General features: G+C 69.2%; 18 protein-coding genes and 1 tRNA gene. 17 read left to right on the top strand and 2 right to left on the bottom strand.

Features of this window, described 5'->3' with window-relative positions; all coding sequences use genetic code 11:
• Positions 1–33 precede the first annotated feature (33 nt).
• The 6 genes from ACAH41_RS02585 to ACAH41_RS02610 are packed head-to-tail and all read left to right on the top strand — an operon-like array spanning position 34 to position 5,517.
• Complete coding sequence (locus ACAH41_RS02585) at positions 34–447, top strand: AAA family ATPase (RefSeq protein WP_370538153.1); 414 nt, start codon at positions 34–36, stop codon at positions 445–447.
• Between the two features lie 10 nt (positions 448–457).
• Positions 458–1,327 (top strand): DUF58 domain-containing protein, encoded by an 870-nt coding sequence (locus ACAH41_RS02590; protein WP_370538154.1) that lies wholly within the window; start codon positions 458–460, stop codon positions 1,325–1,327.
• On the top strand, positions 1,324–2,229 hold the full coding sequence (locus ACAH41_RS02595) for a hypothetical protein (protein WP_370538155.1): 906 nt from the start codon (positions 1,324–1,326) through the stop codon (positions 2,227–2,229). Before ACAH41_RS02590 ends, ACAH41_RS02595 begins: the two co-directional genes overlap by 4 nt.
• Positions 2,226–3,266, top strand: coding sequence for a vWA domain-containing protein (locus ACAH41_RS02600; RefSeq protein ID WP_370538156.1), 1,041 nt, complete (start codon positions 2,226–2,228; stop codon positions 3,264–3,266). The genes ACAH41_RS02595 and ACAH41_RS02600 overlap by 4 nt, the downstream gene beginning before the upstream one ends.
• Positions 3,257–3,814: a hypothetical protein gene (locus ACAH41_RS02605; protein ID WP_370538157.1), complete on the top strand. Its 558-nt coding sequence runs from the start codon at positions 3,257–3,259 to the stop codon at positions 3,812–3,814. The genes ACAH41_RS02600 and ACAH41_RS02605 overlap by 10 nt, the downstream gene beginning before the upstream one ends.
• Positions 3,811–5,517, top strand: a complete 1,707-nt coding sequence (locus ACAH41_RS02610) for a vWA domain-containing protein (protein ID WP_370538158.1) — start codon at positions 3,811–3,813, stop codon at positions 5,515–5,517. Before ACAH41_RS02605 ends, ACAH41_RS02610 begins: the two co-directional genes overlap by 4 nt.
• A 62-nt stretch (positions 5,518–5,579) precedes the next feature.
• On the opposite strand, the gene ACAH41_RS02615 is transcribed toward ACAH41_RS02610, so the two are convergent.
• Entirely contained in the window at positions 5,580–6,560 is a 981-nt protein-coding gene (locus tag ACAH41_RS02615) for a LysR family transcriptional regulator (protein ID WP_370538159.1), read from the bottom strand.
• Positions 6,561–6,680: 120 nt separating this feature from the next.
• Between ACAH41_RS02615 and ACAH41_RS02620 the strand changes: the two genes are divergently transcribed.
• The 11 genes from ACAH41_RS02620 to ACAH41_RS02670 all read left to right on the top strand — a co-directional run bounded on the left by ACAH41_RS02620 (position 6,681) and on the right by ACAH41_RS02670 (position 18,466).
• On the top strand, positions 6,681–8,147 hold the full coding sequence (locus tag ACAH41_RS02620) for a form I ribulose bisphosphate carboxylase large subunit (RefSeq protein WP_370538160.1): 1,467 nt from the start codon (positions 6,681–6,683) through the stop codon (positions 8,145–8,147).
• A gap of 25 nt (positions 8,148–8,172) precedes the next feature.
• Positions 8,173–8,592, top strand: coding sequence for a ribulose bisphosphate carboxylase small subunit (locus ACAH41_RS02625; RefSeq protein ID WP_370538161.1), 420 nt, complete (start codon positions 8,173–8,175; stop codon positions 8,590–8,592).
• Positions 8,593–8,696: 104 nt separating this feature from the next.
• Entirely contained in the window at positions 8,697–9,551 is an 855-nt protein-coding gene (gene cbbX / locus ACAH41_RS02630; RefSeq protein ID WP_370538162.1) for a CbbX protein, read from the top strand.
• A 109-nt stretch (positions 9,552–9,660) separates the two neighbouring features.
• A complete protein-coding gene (locus ACAH41_RS02635) occupies positions 9,661–10,467 on the top strand; it encodes an HAD-IA family hydrolase (RefSeq protein WP_325648284.1) in 807 nt (268 codons plus the stop codon).
• A complete protein-coding gene (gene rpe, locus ACAH41_RS02640) occupies positions 10,464–11,153 on the top strand; it encodes a ribulose-phosphate 3-epimerase (protein ID WP_325648286.1) in 690 nt (229 codons plus the stop codon). The genes ACAH41_RS02635 and rpe overlap by 4 nt, the downstream gene beginning before the upstream one ends.
• Positions 11,150–11,842 (top strand): HAD-IA family hydrolase, encoded by a 693-nt coding sequence (locus ACAH41_RS02645; RefSeq protein ID WP_325648288.1) that lies wholly within the window; start codon positions 11,150–11,152, stop codon positions 11,840–11,842. The genes rpe and ACAH41_RS02645 overlap by 4 nt, the downstream gene beginning before the upstream one ends.
• A gap of 15 nt (positions 11,843–11,857) precedes the next feature.
• Positions 11,858–12,943, top strand: a complete 1,086-nt coding sequence (locus tag ACAH41_RS02650; protein WP_325648291.1) for a class 1 fructose-bisphosphatase — start codon at positions 11,858–11,860, stop codon at positions 12,941–12,943.
• A gap of 11 nt (positions 12,944–12,954) precedes the next feature.
• Positions 12,955–13,833, top strand: coding sequence for a phosphoribulokinase (locus ACAH41_RS02655; protein WP_325648293.1), 879 nt, complete (start codon positions 12,955–12,957; stop codon positions 13,831–13,833).
• Between the two features lie 18 nt (positions 13,834–13,851).
• On the top strand, positions 13,852–15,927 hold the full coding sequence (gene tkt / locus ACAH41_RS02660; protein ID WP_325648374.1) for a transketolase: 2,076 nt from the start codon (positions 13,852–13,854) through the stop codon (positions 15,925–15,927).
• Between the two features lie 32 nt (positions 15,928–15,959).
• Positions 15,960–16,997, top strand: a complete 1,038-nt coding sequence (gene fba / locus ACAH41_RS02665; RefSeq protein ID WP_325648295.1) for a class II fructose-bisphosphate aldolase — start codon at positions 15,960–15,962, stop codon at positions 16,995–16,997.
• Between the two features lie 80 nt (positions 16,998–17,077).
• Positions 17,078–18,466 (top strand): aminotransferase class V-fold PLP-dependent enzyme, encoded by a 1,389-nt coding sequence (locus ACAH41_RS02670; protein WP_325648297.1) that lies wholly within the window; start codon positions 17,078–17,080, stop codon positions 18,464–18,466.
• A gap of 39 nt (positions 18,467–18,505) precedes the next feature.
• Here the strand turns inward: ACAH41_RS02670 and ACAH41_RS02675 are convergent.
• Positions 18,506–18,581: transfer RNA gene (locus tag ACAH41_RS02675), tRNA-Thr, on the bottom strand.
• Positions 18,582–18,751: the final 170 nt, after the last annotated feature.

Here is an 18,751-nt window from a genome sequence, read left to right on the forward strand (position 1 = left end):
TCGGCAGCGTCGCCGCGCCCTGAGGCCTGAACAATGGCCGTCCCGCAGACGCTCGCCGGCGCGCTGCTCGCGCACCGCGACCTGAACGACATCGCGGCGCAGATCCAGCGCGGGGTGCAGACCTCCGAGGCCTTGCAGAAGTACGCCCTCGAGCTGTGGCGCGCGACCGCCGCGCCGGCCGACTACGGCGTCAGGCTGTCCGACCTCGACACCGCGCAGCTGATGCTGGCCGGCGCGAGCCCGCGCGGCATGAGCATGCTGCTGCGTGCGGCCCGTGTCACAGCCTGGCTCGAAGGCCGGGACTACGCCACGCCCGAGGATCTGCAGGCCGTGTTCGACGTGACCATCGCGCACCGCCTGTGCTTCCAGCCGGTCTACGAGATGCGGCGGCCCGAGATCGCCGCGCCCTTGATCGCCGGCATCCTCGGCAGCGTCGCCGCGCCCTGAGGCCTGAACAATGGCCGTCCCGCAGACGCTCGCCGCAGCGCCGCTCCGCGAGGTCCACTATCGCGTCGACGCGCCCGTGCTGGGGCACTTTCCTGGCCACCATCGCAGCAGGCGGGGCGACAGTGGCTTCGAGTTCCGCGGCCATGCGTCGCTGCTAGACGCGCCCGATCCGCGCCGCCTCGATCTGCACGCCAGTCTGCGCGACCCATTCGGCGACTGGCGCGTGCGCATCTACAGCCAGCGCAAATCCATCCCGGTCACGGTCGTTGCCGACCTGTCGGCTTCGATGGGCTTCAGTGGACAGGTGCGCAAGCTCACCGTGCTGGCCGACCTGGTCGAGAGCCTCGCGTGGTCGGCCTGGCGCACTGGCGACAGCTTCGGTTTTGTCGGCTGCGACAGCACGGTGCGCGCCGACCTGCTGCAGCCGCAGAGCCGCGCGCGCGGTGCCGGCGGCGAGGTCGCGCGCAAGCTGCGCCTGCTGCAACCCGAGGGGCAGGGTGCGCACGGGCTGGTCGACGCGCCGGGGCACCTGAGCCGGCAGCGCACGCTGCTGTTCCTGGTCTCGGACTTTCATCTGCCGCTGGACGTGATCGCCGGCTTGCTCGACGCCCTGGTCCTGCATGAGGTCGTGCCGACCGTGCTGTGGGACCCGCTGGAATTCACCCTGAGCGCGTCGCGCGGCCTGGTGCAGGTGATGGACCCAGAGAGCGGCAGCCAGCGTCTGGTCTGGTGGCGTCCGGCCTTGCGTGCGCGCTGGGAGGCCGCGCACGCGCAGCGCCGCGAGGCCTTGTTGCAGCTCTTCCGCAGCCGGCGGCTCAGGCCGCTGTTCATCGAAGGTGGGTACGACGCCGAAGCCGTCACCCGCCACTTTCAGTCATGACGCAACGCGCCCCTGCGCTGGCCGCCACCTTGCTGATCCTGGCCCTGGCCGGCCAGGCGGGCGCCGCGCCGCAGACGCTTGGCGCGCGCAGCGATGAACCGCGCGCCTTCGGCTACACGGTGGGCGACGTGGTCACCCGCCGCATCGCGCTGGAGGTGCCCAGCGGTTTGAGGCTGGACGAGGCCTCGCTGCCGCGCGCCGGCAGCCGGGGCAGGGCGCTGGAGCTGCAACGCGTTGCACTGCGCAAGTCGCTGACCGGCGTGCCCGAGGAACTCCAGCTCGACTACCAGGTCTTTCTCGCGCCGCGCGAGTTGCGTGTGCTGGAAATGCCGGCGCTCGTGCTGCGTTTCGAGGGCTCGCCTCGGGAGCAACAGCTGCGCATCGATGCCTGGCCGCTGACCGTTGGGCCGCTCACGCCCGCCGACCCGTCGCCTCGCGAAGGGCTGGGTGAACTGCGGCCGGACCTGGCACCGCCGATGCTCGACACGAGCACCGTGCGCACGCGCCTGGCGGCAGAGGCCGTGGTGGTCCTGCTGCTGCTGGCCTACCTCGCGCAGGTCTACCTGGTCCTGCCATGGTCGGCGCGGCGGCGGCGGCCTTTCGGTCGTGCGTGGACGGCGCTGCGGGCGCTGCCGGATGCACCTGACGCCGCGCAACGCCGCGCCGCCTACCAGCAATTGCACGCGGCCTTGAACGCGGTGGCCGGCGAGGTGCTGTTCGAGCCGGGCCTGGCCCGCTTTGTCGCACGGCAACCGCGCTTTGCGCCGCTGCGCGACGAGCTGGCCGGCTTCTTCGCCCAGTCGCGCGCGGAGTTCTTCGGCAGCGGCCCGCAGGCCGGCGACATGCGTTGGCTGCTGGCGCTCTGCCGCCGCTGCCGCGACCTCGAGCGGGGGGCGGCATGAGTTTTGACCAACCGCTCTGGCTGGTGTTGCTGCCGCTCGCGCTGCTGCCGCTGTTCGCCCAGACGCGGGGGGCCTTGCCCAACGCCTGGGTCGCGCTGCTGCCGCGCGACCGCGGTTCGCAGTGGCTGCACGGGCTGCTGCGCGGTGCGGCGGTGCTGGCGCTCGCGGCAGTCGTCGTCGGCATCGCCGGCCCGTACCGACCCGAGTACGAGGTCGAGCGGGTCGGCCGAGGCGCCGAGATCGTGCTGGTGCTGGACCGCAGCCGCAGCATGGACCAGAGCTTCGGCGGCGGTGCAGGCAAGCCGTCGGTGAGCGGTACCGGGCCGGAGGCGCTCGACTACTACGCGAAGCTGCGCGCCAACGAGGCGCGCGAAACCAAGGGCGTGGTGGCGCGGCGCGTGCTTTCGGAGTTCGCGGCCAAGCGGCCTGACGACCGATTCGGCATGATCGTCTTCAGCACCTTGCCCTTGCGGGTGCTCGAGTTCACGCAGAAGAGCGAGGTCATCCAGGCGGCGATCAATGCCGGCAACATCGGGCGGGGATTGTCCGAGACCAACATCGGGCTCGCGCTGGAGTCGGCGCTGGCCTCGTTTGGCGACCGGCCCTACACCGGCTCGCGCATCGTGATGCTGGTGTCCGACGGCGGCGACCGGCTGGACCCAGGCGCGCGGGACCGCATCGCGCAGCTCGCTCGCAAGACCCGGGCGGCGATCTACTGGATCTACATCCGCTCGGCGCGCAGCCCCGGGCTGCTGCCCGACCAGACCGAGCCGCCTGAGAATGCCGACGCGGTGCCCGAGTACTTCCTGCACCGCTACTTCCAGTCGCTGGGCACGCCTTACCGCGCCTACGAGGCTGGCACACCCGAGGCGCTGCAGCAGGCGATCGACGACGTGAATCGGCTGGAGAACCTGCCCATCACCTACCAGGACACGATGCCGCGGCGCGACCTGTCGGGCTGGGGCTACGCCACGGCGCTGGCCAGCGTGCTGCTGCTGCTCGGCGCCAACCTGCTGGAGCTGCGCCGATGGACCTAGCCACACGTCGCCGCACCCGCCAGGTTCTCGTGCTGCTCGCGCTGGCGTTCGGTGCGGCGCTGTTCGATGCGGCGCTGCTGTGGCGCGCGGCGCAGACGAACGCGCTGATCGCAGCCGGCCAGGCGGTCTCCGATGCGCCCGGACAGCCGCCCGAACTGCGCTTTGCGCAAGCCTATGCGCAGTCTCAGTCGCAGGCAGCGAGCGGCGCGCGCGACGCGGCGCTGAACCGCTACCGCGCCCTGCAGCCCGACCCGCGCGTTGGCGCCGCGGCCCGCTACAACAGCGCGAACCTGCTGGTGCGCCAGGCGATCGAGGTGCGTGCGAGCACGCAGCCCGGCCAGGCGATTGCGCTGCTCGAACTCGCGAAGGAGTACTACCGCGAGGTGCTGCGCGACGACCCGGCCCAGTGGGACGCGCGCTACAACCTCGAGCGCACGCAACGCCTGCTGCCCGACCCGGACGACGACGAACCCGGGCCGCTCGGCCAGGAGCGCAACCGCGAACGGGCCGTGACGACGATGCGTGGCCATTCGCCGGGGTTGCCGTGAGCATGACCGGCCTGTGGCAACGGGCCGTGGCGTCCTGGCGCGGGCACGCCGAGCGCTGGCTGCTGTCGGGCGCCGCCTGCGCGCTCGCCGCGTGCCTGTTGCAGCCCGGCTGGATGGTCGAACGGGCGCGCTTCGAGCACGTCATCGTGCTCGACATCACGCAGAGCATGGACGTGCAGGACGAGGTGCTCGACGGCAAACCGGTTTCGCGGCTGGCTTACGCCAAGCACGCGCTGCGCGCTGCGCTGCTGCGCCTGCCCTGCGGATCCAAGGTTGGCTGGGGCGTGTTCACCGAGTACCGGTCGTTCCTGCTGTTCGAACCGGTCGAGGTCTGCGCCAACCTGGGCGAACTGCGCGCCACGCTGGCAGGCATCGATGGCCGCATGGCCTGGAGCGGCAACAGCGAGATCGCAAAAGGCCTGCACAGCGGCATCGATGTCGCCAGGCAACTGCCGGGTCACCCGGCGCTGGTGTTCGTCACCGATGGCCAGGAGGCGCCGCCGCTGAACCCGCGCTACCGGCCAAGCTTCGACGACAAGCCGGGCGAGGTTGCTGGCCTGATCGTCGGCGTTGGCGATCTGCGCCCGTCGCCGATTCCGAAGAGCGATGCCAGCGGGCGGCCACTGGGCTTCTGGCAGGCCGACGAGGTGGCGCAGGCCGATCTCTACGGGAGCGGACGCGGGGGCAGCCTGAGCGGCGAGACCATGACCGGCGACGGCACCGCCGCCCCCCCCGCGCCGATGCTCGGCGCGACGCCCGGCAGCGAGCACCTGTCGGCGTTGCGCGAGCCTTATCTGCGCCTGCTCGGCAGCGAGCGCGGGCTGGCCTTCGTGCGCCTGGCGTCGGCCGATGCGTTGGCGGCGGCGCTCACCGCACCGGCACTGGCGAAGCCCACGCCGGTGCGAGCAGACGGCCGCGTCGTCCTGGCCGTGCTGGCGCTCGCGTTGCTGCTGGCGCGTTACGCGAAACTGCCGCGGCGCCTGGGCCGCCTGGACCGGCATGCGGCGGCTCGCGGCGTTCTGCTGGGTGTCGCGCTGTCAGGCGCGGTCGCGACGCCGCCCGCAGCGGCCAACGACCGCCCGTTCCAGGTCGCGCGCACCGCCGTGCTCGAAGACGATGAGCAGGTGTGGTCGTTCGAGTCGTGGGTGCAGCGCCTGGGCAAGGTGCGTGGCCTGTCGGTCGAGCCCGAGTACACCTTCGAAGCCGGCACCTCGGTGCAGTTCGAACTGACGCGCCGCCATGATCGCCGCGGCAGCGAAACCGGCCACGAGGCCGAGGTCGAGTTCAAGCAGCTGTTCAACGACATCGCGCGCGACGGCTGGGGCTGGGGCCTGAGCGCAGCGCTGGCCGCAGAGCGCACCCACGACAGCGGTGGCACGCTGCCGTCGGTCGGGATCAAGCTGCCGCTGTCGATCGCCCTGGGCGACAGCGGTGGATTCCTGCACCTGAATGTCGGCATCAGCAAGGCCCGCGACGCGCGCCGCAGTTGGAACGCCGCGGCCGGGATCGAACGCGAGCTGTTCAAGCGCACACTGTTCTTCGCCGAACTGGCACGTGAGGACGAGGCGACGTTCATGCAGCTTGGCGCTCGCCACTGGCTGCGCCGCGACAGGCTGGCGATCGACTTCGGCCTGCAGCAGCAGCGTGCCGATGGCATGCGCGCTTCGGGCTTTGTCGTCGGCCTGGGGTGGTACGACTTGTAGCGCGCCGCCGCAGCTGTATGCATGCTGCGCGGCGATGCAGCGTCTGCTGTTCGCGAAAGACCTCAGCCCGGCGCCTTCTTGCGCGCCGGCCGGCGCTTCGCAGCTGCAGGGCCCGGCGACTGGCCCAGCTGACGCTGGATCTCCGCCTGGCCCTGGTCGCAGAGAAACTCCTCGAAGGCCAGCGCCACGTGCGGCAGCTGGCGCGAGGCCAGGTGCATCACGTACCAGTCGCGCACGATCGGGTTGTCGGCCAGCGGCAGCAGCGCCAGCAGCCCGGCGTTGATCTCGAGCACGCAGGTGTGCATCGACAGGAATGCCGCGCCGAAGCCGGCCGCGCACATGCGCTTGATGGCCTCGTTGCTCGACAGCTCGGAGCCGATGCGCAAGGGCAGGCCCTGGTCCTTGAAGACGCGTTCGACCGTCGTGCGCGTGCCGGATCCGCGCTCGCGCACGAGGATGCGGGTCTCGGCGACGTCGGCCAGGCTCAGGCCGGGCATGGCCATCAGCGGGTCGCTGGGCGCGGCGAGGAAGGCCATCGGATGGCGCGCGAATGTGCGCGAGTCGGTTTTCAGTTCGGCCGGCGGGCGGCCCATGATCGCCACGTCGATCTCCTGGCCGGCCAGCATGCGCACGATCTCGTCGCGGTTGCCCACCTGCAGCTTGACCTTGACCTTGGGGCGGTCATTGATGAACGAGACCAGCAGCGGCGGCAGCAGGTACTCGGCCGTCGTCACCGTGCCCACGCGAAGCGTGCCCGAGAACACGCCGCGCAGCGTGGCCATCTCCTCGCCGGCCTCGCGCCACAGGTCGACGATGCGGCTCGCGTAGCCGGCCAGCAGTTCGCCCGCTTCGGTGAGGCGCACGCCTCGGCCGTTGCGCTGCAGCAGCGGCGTGCCCGCCGAGGCTTCGAGCGCGGCGATCTGGATCGACACCGCAGGCTGCGTCAAGTGCATTTCGTCTGCCGCGAGCGAGACGCTGCCCAGCCTCGCGACGGTGTGGAAAGCGGTCAGCTGGCGAAACGTGGCGTTGCGGGTGAGTGGCATGGCGACATATTAGCTTTTCGAGATGTCAGAGCGAATAGTTTTAATTATTCCAAATCGTTGATCTTGCCTACATTGCATCCATCGGCTTTCACCGACACACCCAACAGCAGGGGAATCCAGATGGGCAACATGACAGAGGCAGTCCAGATCACCGACGCGAAGAAGCGTTATTCGGCCGGCGTGCTCAAGTACGCGCAGATGGGCTACTGGGACGGTGACTACGAGCCCAAGCAGACCGACATCCTGGCGCTGTTCCGCATCACGCCACAGGATGGGGTGGACCCGATCGAGGCCGCCGCCGCGGTGGCCGGCGAGTCGAGCACCGCAACCTGGACCGTGGTCTGGACCGACCGGCTCACCGCATGCGACATGTACCGCGCCAAGGCCTACCGCGTCGACCCGGTGCCGGGCATTCCGGGCCAGTTCTTTTGCTACGTCGCTTACGACTTGTCGCTGTTCGAGGAAGGCTCGATCACCAACGTCGCGGCCTCGGTCATCGGCAACGTCTTCAGCTTCAAGCCCTTGAAGGCGGCCCGGCTTGAGGACATGAAGTTCCCGGTGGCCTACGTGAAGACCTTCGCCGGCCCGCCGACCGGCATCGTGGTCGAGCGTGAGCGGCTCGACAAGTTCGGCCGCCCGTTGCTGGGGGCCACCACCAAGCCCAAGCTCGGCCTGTCGGGCCGCAATTACGGCCGCGTCGTGTACGAGGGCCTGAAAGGCGGGCTTGACTTCATGAAGGACGACGAGAACATCAACTCGCAACCCTTCATGCACTGGCGCGACCGCTTTCTCTTCGTGATGGATGCCGTCAACAAGGCGAGCGCCGCCACCGGGGAAATCAAGGGCAGCTACCTCAATGTCACGGCCGGCACGATGGAAGAGATGTACCGCCGCGCCCAGTTCGCCAAGGACCTGGGCTCGGTGATCGTGATGGTCGACCTGGTGGTGGGCTACACCGGCATCCAGTCGCTGAGCCACTGGTGCCGGCAGAACGACATGATCCTGCACCTGCACCGCGCCGGCCATGGCACCTACACGCGCCAGAAGAACCATGGCGTGAGCTTCCGGGTGATCGCGAAGTGGATGCGGCTCGTGGGCGTGGACCACATCCATGCCGGCACGGCAGTGGGCAAGCTCGAAGGCGACCCGATGACGGTGCAGGGCTACTACAACGTGTGCCGCGACACGCACACGAGCGTCGACCTGCCACGCGGCGTCTACTTCGACCAGGACTGGGGCGCGATCAAGAAGGTGATGCCGGTCGCGTCGGGTGGCATCCACGCCGGCCAGATGCACCAGCTGCTCGACCTGTTCGGCGATGACGTGGTGCTGCAGTTTGGCGGCGGCACGATCGGGCATCCGCAGGGCATCCAGGCGGGTGCGACGGCCAATCGCGTCGCGCTGGAGACGATGGTGCTGGCGCGCAACGAAGGCCGCAACCTTTTGGAAGAGGGCCCGCAGATCCTGCGCGACGCGGCCAAGTGGTGCTCCCCGCTGGCCGCCGCGCTCGACACCTGGGGCGACATCACCTTCAACTACACCTCGACCGACACCTCCGACTTCGTGCCGACCGCCTCGGTGGCCTGACGAATCGACGAAAGAGAGCACGACCATGCGAATCACCCAAGGCACCTTCTCGTTCCTGCCCGACCTGAGCGACGAGCAGATCACCAAACAGGTCGACTACTGTCTCGCCAAGGGCTGGGCCATCGGTCTCGAATACACCGACGACCCGCACCCGCGCAACACCTACTGGGAGATGTTCGGCAACCCGATGTTCGACATCCAGGACGCCGCCGGCGTGATGCTCGAGTTGCGCAATTGCCGCAACACTTTTCCGAGCCACTACATCCGGCTGACCGCGTTCGACTCGACGCACGGCACCGAATCGGTGGTGGTGTCCTTCATCGTGAACCGACCCAAGGAAGAACCCGGCTTCCGCCTGATCCGGACCGAGGAGCCTGGCCGCACGATCCGCTACAGCATCGAGAGCTATGCGGCGCAGCGCGCCCCCGAAGGCGCCCGCTACTGAGAGCCGCCATGGACACCGCACTTGCTGTCGGCGGGCCGGGCGCCGGCCCGCGTTCCCTGGCAGGAACGGTCGACGTACCCGTCGGACCAGGGGCACCGGCTGCGATGCTCGAAAGCTCGGGCGCGCGCGCCGTGCTGGACAAGCTCGACGCGGAACTCGTCGGCCTGGCGCCGGTGAAGGGCCGCATCCGCGACATCGCCGCGCTGCTGCTGATCGACAAGCTGCGCGCCGAACAAGGCCTGCAGGCCACCAAGCCGTCGCTGCACATGTGCTTCACCGGCAACCCCGGCACCGGCAAGACAACGGTCGCGATGCGCATGGCCGAGGTGTTGAAGCAGCTCGGCTATGTGCGCAAGGGCCACCTGGTGGCGGTGACGCGCGACGACCTGGTCGGCCAGTTCATTGGCCACACGGCGCCCAAGACCAAGGAAGTGCTGAAGAAGGCGATGGGTGGTGTGCTGTTCATCGACGAGGCCTACTACCTCTACCGCCCGGAGAACGAGCGCGACTACGGCCAGGAGGCGATCGAGATCCTGCTGCAGGTGATGGAGAACCAGCGCGACGACCTGGTGGTGATCCTGGCCGGCTACAAGGACCGCATGGACACCTTCTTCGGCAGCAACCCGGGGATGGCCTCGCGCATTGCGCACCACATCGACTTCCCCGACTACAGCCAGGCCGAGCTGATGCAGATCACGCAGCTGATGCTGGCCCAGCTCAACTACCACTTCGACGCCTCGGCCGAGCCGGCGTTCGCGCGCTATGTGGCCTTGCGCAGGCAGCAGCCGCACTTCGCGAACGCACGCTCCATCCGCAATGCGCTGGACCGCATCCGGCTGCGCCACGCGACCCGGCTTTTCGAGTCGACCGAGGCCTTGTCTCGCGAGCAGCTCGCAACCCTGCAAGCCGAGGACATCCTCGCGAGCCGGGTCTTCGCTTCAACGGGAGAGCCTCAATGAAGCGTCATCAGGCCCTGACAGCGCGGCGGGCCGAGCGCCGGGCCGCTCCCAAGCCGGCCCGCATTCCCTCGGGGGATCGGTCGATGTACCCATCGGACGAGGGGCAGACATGACCATCGAAGCCCTGATCTTTGACGTCGACGGGACGCTGGCCGACACCGAAGAGGCGCATCGCGTCGCCTTCAACCTCGCCTTTGAACGCCACCGGCTGGGCTGGACCTGGACGCGCGCCGAATACCGCGGCCTGCTGTCGGTGACGGGGGGGAAGGAGCGCATCGCCTCGTACATCCAGTCCCTGCCGATGGGCACCGCCTTGCGCCAGCACCTGATGGCGCGAGTGCCCGAGATCCACGCCAACAAGACCGAGTTCTACAGCGCTGCCGTGCGCGAGGGCGGCGTGCCCTTGCGGGACGGCGTGGCCAGGCTGCTCGAAGAGGCGCTGGCGGCGGGCTGCCGGCTCGCAATCGCCACCACCACCACCGCGGTCAACGTCGACGCATTGCTGCAGTCGGCGTTTGGCACCCGCGGGCTGGAAATGTTCACCGTGATCGCCTGCGGTGACCAGGTGCCGGCGAAGAAACCAGCGCCCGACATCTACCGTCTCGTGCTCGCGACGCTTGGCATGGGCCCCGACCGTGCCGTCGCCTTCGAGGACTCGCCGAACGGCCTGCGCGCCGCCGTCGGTGCCGGCCTGTGGACGGTCGTGACGCCGACCTTCTGGACAGCGGGCGCCGACTTCTCCGCTGCCGGCCTGGTGCTGCCGCATCTGGGCGATCCGTTGCGCCCGCTGCCGGCCGAACCGGGCACGGCGCTGAGAACGCACGCCTGGCTGAGCCTGGGCGAATTGCAGCAGCTGGCGCGCCCGCCGCGTCCGCCGGATGCGGTCGATCTGCTTTACGAAGGAAGGTTTGCATGAACGAGACGATCCGCATCGCGCCCAGCCTGTTGTCGGCCGACTTCGCGAGGCTTGGCGAGGAGGTCAGCGAGGTGATCGCGGCCGGCGCCGACTTGATCCACTTCGACGTGATGGACAACCACTACGTGCCCAACCTGACGATGGGCCCGATGGTGTGCCAGGCGATCAAGCCCCATTGCCGGCGCGGCGACCAGCCTGTGCCGATCGACGTGCACCTGATGGTCAAGCCGGTCGACGCGCTGATCCCGTTGTTCGCGCAGGCCGGCGCCTCCATCATCTCGTTCCACCCCGAGGCCAGCGAGCATGTGGACCGCACGCTGCAGCTGATCCGCTCGCTCGGCGTCAAGGCCGGGCTGGTGCTGAACCCGGCGACGCCGCTGCACTGGCTGGACCATACGCTGGAGCAGCTCGACCTGGTGCTGCTGATGTCGGTCAACCCCGGCTTTGGCGGCCAGGCCTTCATTGACAGCGTGCTGCCGAAGATCGAAGCGGTGCGCCGCCGCATCGAGGCGACCGGGCGCGACATCTGGCTCGAGGTCGACGGTGGCGTGAACGCTGCCAACGTGCGGCGGGTCGCCGAGGCCGGTGCCGACACCTTGGTGGCCGGCTCGGCCGTGTTCGGTGCCGGCGACTACCACCGCGCGATCGCCGCGCTGCGCGACGGCGCCGGGGCGGCACGGCGATGAAGCGCTTCGACGCGATCGCCTTCGACCTCGACGGCACCCTGGTCGACAGCGCTGGCGGCATCGCCCACGCGCTCAATTCGGCACTGGCCGCCGAGGGCTTGCCCAGCTTCCCGCTGGACACTGTTCGTGCCTGGATCGGCGACGGACCGGACGCCTTGATCGCGCGTGCGCTGGCCACCGATGCGCTCGCGCCCCACGACAGCTACGAGCTGGCGGCCCGGTTGCGGCGCGGCTTCGACGCCGCCACCTTGCAGGCGCCGATGGCGGGCAGTGTGGTCTTCGACGGGATTCTCGCGGTGGTCGGCGAATTGGCCGCGCAGCGTCCGCTGGTCGTCATCACCAACAAACCGACGCCACTCGCCCGCGCCGTGCTCGACGGGGCGGGCTTGCTCGCGGCGTTCGCCGCGGTGCATGGCGCCGACACGCCGTTGCAGCGCAAGCCGTCGCCGCTGCTGCTGCAGCGGGCCGCGCGCGGGCTCGGCGTGGCGCCGCAGCGCCTGCTGATGGTGGGCGACGCGGCGGTCGACATCGCTGCGGCCCTCGCCGCCGGCTGCGCGGCGGCATGGGCCGGCTGGGGCTACGGCCATGCACCGGCGCAGCCCGCCGGCGATCTCTGGCGGCTCGGAAAGCCGCAGGACTTGCTGCGCCGGCTGGCGATGCCCATCGGCGCCAACAACACATCACATTGAAAAAAGGAGACTGCAATGCCCACCGGAGGAAGACCCACACTCACCCAGTTCCTGATCGACGAACGCCGTCGACACCCAGGCGCGACCGGTGACCTGAATGCGCTGATCACCGATGTCTCGCTGGCCTGCAAAGCCATCGCCCGCAAGGTGGCCTTCGGGGCACTGGCCGGCGCGCTGGGCAACGAGTTCAACGCGGCGGGGGAAATCAACGTCCAGGGCGAGGAACAGAAGGCCATGGACGTGCTCAGCAACGTGCTCTTCATCCGGGCGACCGAATGGGGCGGCCAGGTCGCAGGCATGGTGTCCGAAGAGATGGAGGAGCCGTACCTGCTGCCGCCCCAGCACGCGCGCGGCAAGTACCTGCTGCTGTTCGACCCGCTTGACGGGTCTTCCAACATCGACGTCAACGTGTCGGTGGGCAGCATCTTCTCGATCCTGCGTGCTGCCACGCCGGGGCAGGACCCGCAGCCGCAGGATTTCCTGCAGCCCGGCACCGAACAGGTCGGCGCGGGCTACGCGATCTACGGCCCGACGACCATGCTGGTGCTCACGCTGGGCCGTGGCACGCACGCGTTCACGCTCGACCCGATGCTGGGCGAATGGGTGCTCAGCCACCCGGACCTGCAGATCCCCGAGAGCACGCGCGAGTTCGCGATCAACGCATCGAACAGCCGCTTCTGGGAGCCCGCCGTGAAGCGCTACGTCGACGAATGCATGGCCGGCCAGACCGGGCCGCGCGATGCCGACTTCAACATGCGCTGGATCGCCTCGCTGGTGGCCGAGACGCACCGCATCCTGATGCGCGGCGGGGTGTTCCTGTACCCGCGCGACCGCAAGGACCCGGCGCGCGCGGGCCGGCTGCGGCTGCTCTATGAGGCAAGCCCCATCTCCTTCCTGATCGAGCAGGCGGGCGGCGCCGCGAGCACCGGGCGCGAGCGGCTGATGGCGGTGCAGCCGGAGGCATTGCACCAGCGAATCGGTTTCATCTTCGGTTCTAAGCAGGAGGTCGAGCGCATCGAGGGCTACCACCGCGACGAACCGCCAGCGGCCTTCGACGCGCCGCTGTTCGGCAGGCGCGGCCTGTTCGCTGCCACCGCATAGGAAGAATCACCATGTCTGCCAAACACCCCATCATCGCGATCACCGGTTCGTCCGGTGCCGGCACCACTTCGGTGACGCGAACCTTCGAGAACATCTTCCGCCGGGAAGGCGTGGCCGCGGCCGTGGTCGAGGGCGACAGCTTCCACCGCCACGACCGCGCCGCGATGAAGATCGCGATGGCCGAGGCCGAGAAGCAGAACCGGCCACACTTCAGCCATTTCGGTGAGGACGCGAACCTGTTCAAGGAGCTCGAGGCCTTGTTCGCGAGCTATGCCGAAAGCGGCACCGGCACCAGTCGCAAGTACCTGCACAACGAAGAAGAAGCCGCGCCCTTCAAACAGTCCCCGGGCACCTTCACGCCGTGGGCGCCGCTGCCGCCGAGCGAGTTGTTGTTCTACGAGGGACTGCACGGCGGCGTGACCACCGACAAGGTCGACGTGGCACGCCTGGCAGACCTGCTGATCGGCGTGGTGCCGGTGATCAACCTCGAATGGATCCAGAAGATCCACCGCGACAAGAGCACGCGCGGCTACTCGACCGAGGCGGTGACCGACGTGATCCTGCGCCGCATGCACGAGTACGTGCACTACATCTGCCCGCAGTTCACGCGCACCCACATCAACTTCCAGCGCGTGCCGGTGGTGGACACCTCCGACCCGTTCATCGCACGCACCATCCCGACCGCCGATGAGAGCCTGGTCGTGATCCGCTTCTCGGACCCCAAGGGCATCGACATGCCCTACCTGCTGAGCATGCTGCACGACTCGTTCATGTCGCGCGCCAACACGCTGGTCGTGCCGGGCGGAAAGATGGAACTGGCGATGCAGCTGATCTTCACGCCGATGATCATGCGCCTCGTCGAGCGGCGCAAGAAGCTGCTCTCCCACTGACCGGACACCGCCATGAACATGACCATGCATCCGACTTCCGACGCCTCCGGCACCCACGCACTTCGCGCGACCTGTGCCAACGCACTTCGCGTGTTGGCGATGGACGCCGTGCAGGCCGCGAACTCCGGCCACCCCGGCATGCCCATGGGCATGGCCGACATCGCCGAAGCGCTGTGGCGCCACCACCTGAAGCACGATCCTGCCGACCCGCTGTGGGTGGACCGGGACCGTTTCGTTGTCTCCAACGGCCACGGGTCGATGCTGCTGTACGCGCTGCTGCATCTCAGCGGTCATGCCTTGCCGATGGCCGAACTGAAGCGCTTTCGCCAGTTGCACTCGTTGACCCCGGGCCACCCCGAGGTCGGCGTCACGCCCGGCGTCGAGACCACGACCGGGCCGCTCGGCCAGGGCATTGCCAACGCGGTGGGCATGGCGCTCGCCGAGAAGCTGCTGTCCGACGAGTTCAACCGCCCAGGGCATGCGGTGGTCGATCACCGCACCTATGTGTTCCTGGGCGACGGCTGCCTGATGGAAGGCCTCAGCCACGAGGCCTGCTCGCTCGCCGGCACCTGGGGCTTGCGCAAGCTGGTCGCGTTCTACGACGACAACGGCATCTCGATCGACGGCGACGTGAAGGGCTGGTTCGGCGACGACACGCCGGGGCGCTTCGAGGCCTACGGCTGGACCGTGATCCGCGCCGTTGACGGCCACGACTTCGACGCACTGGACCGCGCCATCGCCGCGGCCCTGGTGTCCGAGAAGCCGGTGCTGATCTGCTGCCGAACGCGCATCGGCCAGGGTTCGCCGAATCGCGCCGGCACTGCGAAGGCGCACGGCGAAGCCTTGGGTGCGGCCGAAATCGCACTCACACGCGAGGCGCTGGGCTGGACGGCCGCGCCGTTCGAGATCCCGGCGCCGGTCGCCCAGGCATGGTCGGCGCTGGCGCGCGGTGCGGCTGCGCATGGCGAATGGCGAGAGCGCTTGGCGGCCTACGAGCGCGCCTACCCCGACCTTGCCCGCGAGCTGCAACGCCGCACCCGGCCGGCCGCTGCGCTTTCCGAGGAGACCGAGGCGGCCCTGGCCACCGCGTGCGCCGACGCTGAACGCCTGCGCGCCAGCGTGGCCACGCGCAAGGCCTCGCAAGACGTGCTGCAGGAAGTCGGGCCCGCCACACCGGAGTTGCTCGGCGGCTCGGCCGATCTCACCGGCTCCAACCTGACCGACTGGAAAGGCCACCGGCCGCTGAAGGGCCGGGGCACCGGCAATCACGTGCACTACGGCGTGCGCGAGTTCGGCATGGCCGCGATCATGAACGGCGTCATGCTGCACGGCGGCTTCCGGCCCTTCGGTGGCACCTTCCTGACCTTCTCGGACTACGCGCGCAACGGCGTGCGCATGTCGGCGCTGATGAAGCTGCCGGTCGTCTACGTGTTCACGCACGACTCGATCGGCCTGGGCGAAGACGGGCCGACGCACCAGCCGGTGGAGCATGCGTCGAGCTTGCGGCTGATCCCGAACGTCGATGTGTGGCGACCGGCAGATGCGACCGAGACGGCAGTGGCGTGGCGCGAGACGCTGCGCCGGACCGACGGCCCGGGCTGCCTGCTGCTGACGCGCCAGGCTTTGCCGCATGCGGGAGACGGCACGCGGCGGCTGGACTTGATCGCACGGGGTGCGTATGTGCTGCGGCGGCCTGCCGGCGAGCGCGTTGCGCTGCTGGCCAGCGGCTCCGAGGTTGGCGTGGCGCTGGCGGCGGCCGAGTTGCTTGCGGCCGACGGCATCGCGGCGCGCGTCGTCTCGGTGCCGTGCATGAACGTGTTCGAACGCCAGGACGCGACCTACCGCCGCCACATCGTGCCGCGGCACCTGGTGCGCATCGCGATCGAAGCCGGCAGCACCGGCCTGTGGTGGAAGTTCGTCGGCGAGGACGGTGACGTGATCGGCATCGACCGCTTCGGCGAGTCGGCACCGGCAGGCGAACTGTTCCGGTTGTTCGGCATCACCGCCGATCGGGTCGCGCAGCGCGCCCGCAGCCTGCTGGCCGGTGAGCCGAGCCGCACGACCGACGCCGCACCCGCTCTGGCCGACCGCTGAACGCCCATCCCACCCATTCAAAGGAGTTTCACATGGCCATGATTTCGCTGCGGCAACTGCTCGACCATGCCGCCGAGCACCAGTACGGCGTGCCGGCGTTCAACGTCAACAACCTGGAGCAGATCCAGGCCATCATGCAGGCCGCCCAGAAGACCGACAGCCCGGTCATTCTTCAGGCCTCGGCGGGCGCACGCAAATACGCCGGCGAGCCCTTTCTGCGCAAGATGGTCGAGGCCGCGGCCGAGATGTACCCGGACATCCCCATCGTGCTGCACCAGGATCACGGCGCGAGCGCAGCGGTGTGCATGCAGGCCATGCGCTCGGGCTTCACCAGCGTGATGATGGACGGCTCGCTGCGGGAAGACGCGAAGACGCCGGCAAGCTATGACTACAACGTCGGCGTGACGCGGCGCGTCGTCGAGATGGCGCATGCCGTGGGTGTCTCGGTCGAGGGCGAACTCGGCTGCCTGGGCTCGCTGGAGTCGGGCAGGGCGGGGGAAGAGGATGGTTCGGGTGCGGAAGGCCAGCTCACCCATGAGCAGATGCTGACCGACCCCGAGCAGGCGGCCGACTTCGTCGCGCAGACCGGCGTCGATGCGCTGGCGATCGCGATCGGCACCTCGCACGGCGCCTACAAGTTCAGCCGCAAGCCGACCGGCGACATCCTGGCGATCGACCGCATCAAGCAGATCCATGCGCGCATCCCGAACACCCATCTGGTGATGCACGGATCCTCGTCGGTTCCGCAGGAGTGGCTGGCCGTGATCCGCGAGCATGGTGGCCAGATCAAGGAGACCTACGGCGTTCCCGTCGAAGAGATCCAGGAAGGCATCCGCCACGGCGTGCGCAAGGTCAACATCGACACCGACATCCGCCTGGCAATGACCGGCGCGATGCGGCGGGCCATGGGGCGCGACACCGCCGAGTTCGACCCGCGCAAGTTCCTGAAGGACGCGATGACCGCCGCACGCGATCTCTGCGTCGACCGATTCGAGGCTTTCGGCTGCGCCGGCAGGGCGTCCGGGATCAAGCCGGTCGGGCTGGAGCTCAGCGCGCGGCGCTACGCCTGATTCGTCGCTGGACGAACGCGCGCGCAGGCCCCGAGAATGGGCCCCAAGGCCGCCCAGCGCGGCGCATTCCGCTGGGGCCAATGGATGATCAGATCGACGGGCGCGACGCCGTGAACCCGCTGTTGCACGACGCTGCGCTGCGCGCCTCGCACTATCTTGCAGGCCTGGATGAACGCCCGGTAGGCCCCGCGACCGATGCGGTCGCGCGGCTCGCCGAGCTGGACCAGCCGCTGAACGAGCACCCCCAGGCCGCCGACGCCGTGCTGCGGCGGCTGGACGAGCTGGGTTCCCCGGCCACGATGGCGAGCGCCGGTGGCCGCTTCTTCGGCTTTGTCGTCGGCGGCGCATTGCCGGTCACCGTTGCCGCCAACTGGCTCGCCACCGCCTGGGACCAGAACTCGGCCAATCCGACCGGCGCCCCGGCGACGGCCGCGTTCGAACTCGTTGCGCTGCGCTGGCTGCGCGAGCTGCTGGGCTTGCCGCGGGATGCAGCCGGTGCCTTCGTCAGCGGCACCACGATGGGCAACCTGTGCGCGCTGGCTGCCGCGCGCCACGCCGTGCTCGAGCGCGCCGGCTGGGACGTCGAGGCCGACGGACTGTTCGGCGCGCCGCCGATCACGGTGGCCGTCGGCGCCGAGGCCCACCCGACGCTGTTCAAGGCCTTGGGCGTGCTCGGGCTGGGCCGCAGCCGGGTCGTCACGGTGCCAGTGGATGGGCAAGGGCGCATGCGTGCCGAGCGCCTGCCGCGGCTGAGCGGTCCGAGCATCGTTTGTGTGCAGGCGGGCAACGTCAACACCGGCGCTTTCGACCCCTTCGCCGAACTGTGCGAGCGGGCCCACCACGACGGCGCGTGGGTCCACGTGGATGGCGCCTTCGGCCTTTGGGCACGGGCCGCGCCCACGCTGCGCCAGCTCTGCGAGGGCGTGGACCAGGCCGACTCCTGGGCCACCGACGCGCACAAGTGGCTGAACGTGCCCTACGACAGCGGGCTGGTGTTCGTGCGCGACGCGAACGCGCTGCGCGCCGCGATGTCGGTGACCGCCGCCTACCTGCCAACGACGGGCGGCGCCCGGCCGCCGTCCGACTTCACGCCGGAACTGTCGCGTCGCGCCCGTGGCGTGGACGTGTGGGCCGCTTTGTCGGCCCTCGGCCGCAGCGGCGTGGCGGCACTGGTCGAGCGCTGCTGCGCCCACGCGCGTGCCTTCGCGCAGGGCCTGCGCGGCGCCGGTTTCGAGGTGCTCAACGACGTCGCGTTGAATCAGGTGCTGGTGAGCTTCGGCGATGCACAGGTCACGCGTGACGTGATCGAGGCATTGCAGGCCGACGGCACCTGCTGGTGTGGCCTCACGCAGTGGCAGGGCCACGCCGCGATGCGCATCAGCGTGTGCTCCTGGGCGACCACCGACGCGGACGTGCAGCGCAGTCTGGCCGCCATCGTGCGGATCGCCAACAGGCGGCTTCGGCCATAACGAAAAAAGCCGACGCTTGGCGCCGGCTTTTTCTTGAGATGGTGCCGGAGAAAGGAGTCGAACCCTCGACCTTCTCATTACGAATGAGCTGCTCTACCAACTGAGCTACACCGGCGAAAACAAGAATTCTAGCAGGCATTTTTGACGGGTTGAATCGTCTGCTACCGGAAAAATTCAGGGCTGCGGCGCGGTGAGGGCAATGCGGCGTGACTGCCCCACCGCTCAGGTGCAAGCAAATGAAAGACATGGCCAAGCGGTGCTTTTTCACGGTTTGGCGCGCTCAGG

The sequence above is a fragment of the Ideonella sp. genome, assembly GCF_041287625.1.
Taxonomy (GTDB): domain Bacteria; phylum Pseudomonadota; class Gammaproteobacteria; order Burkholderiales; family Burkholderiaceae_C; genus Ideonella.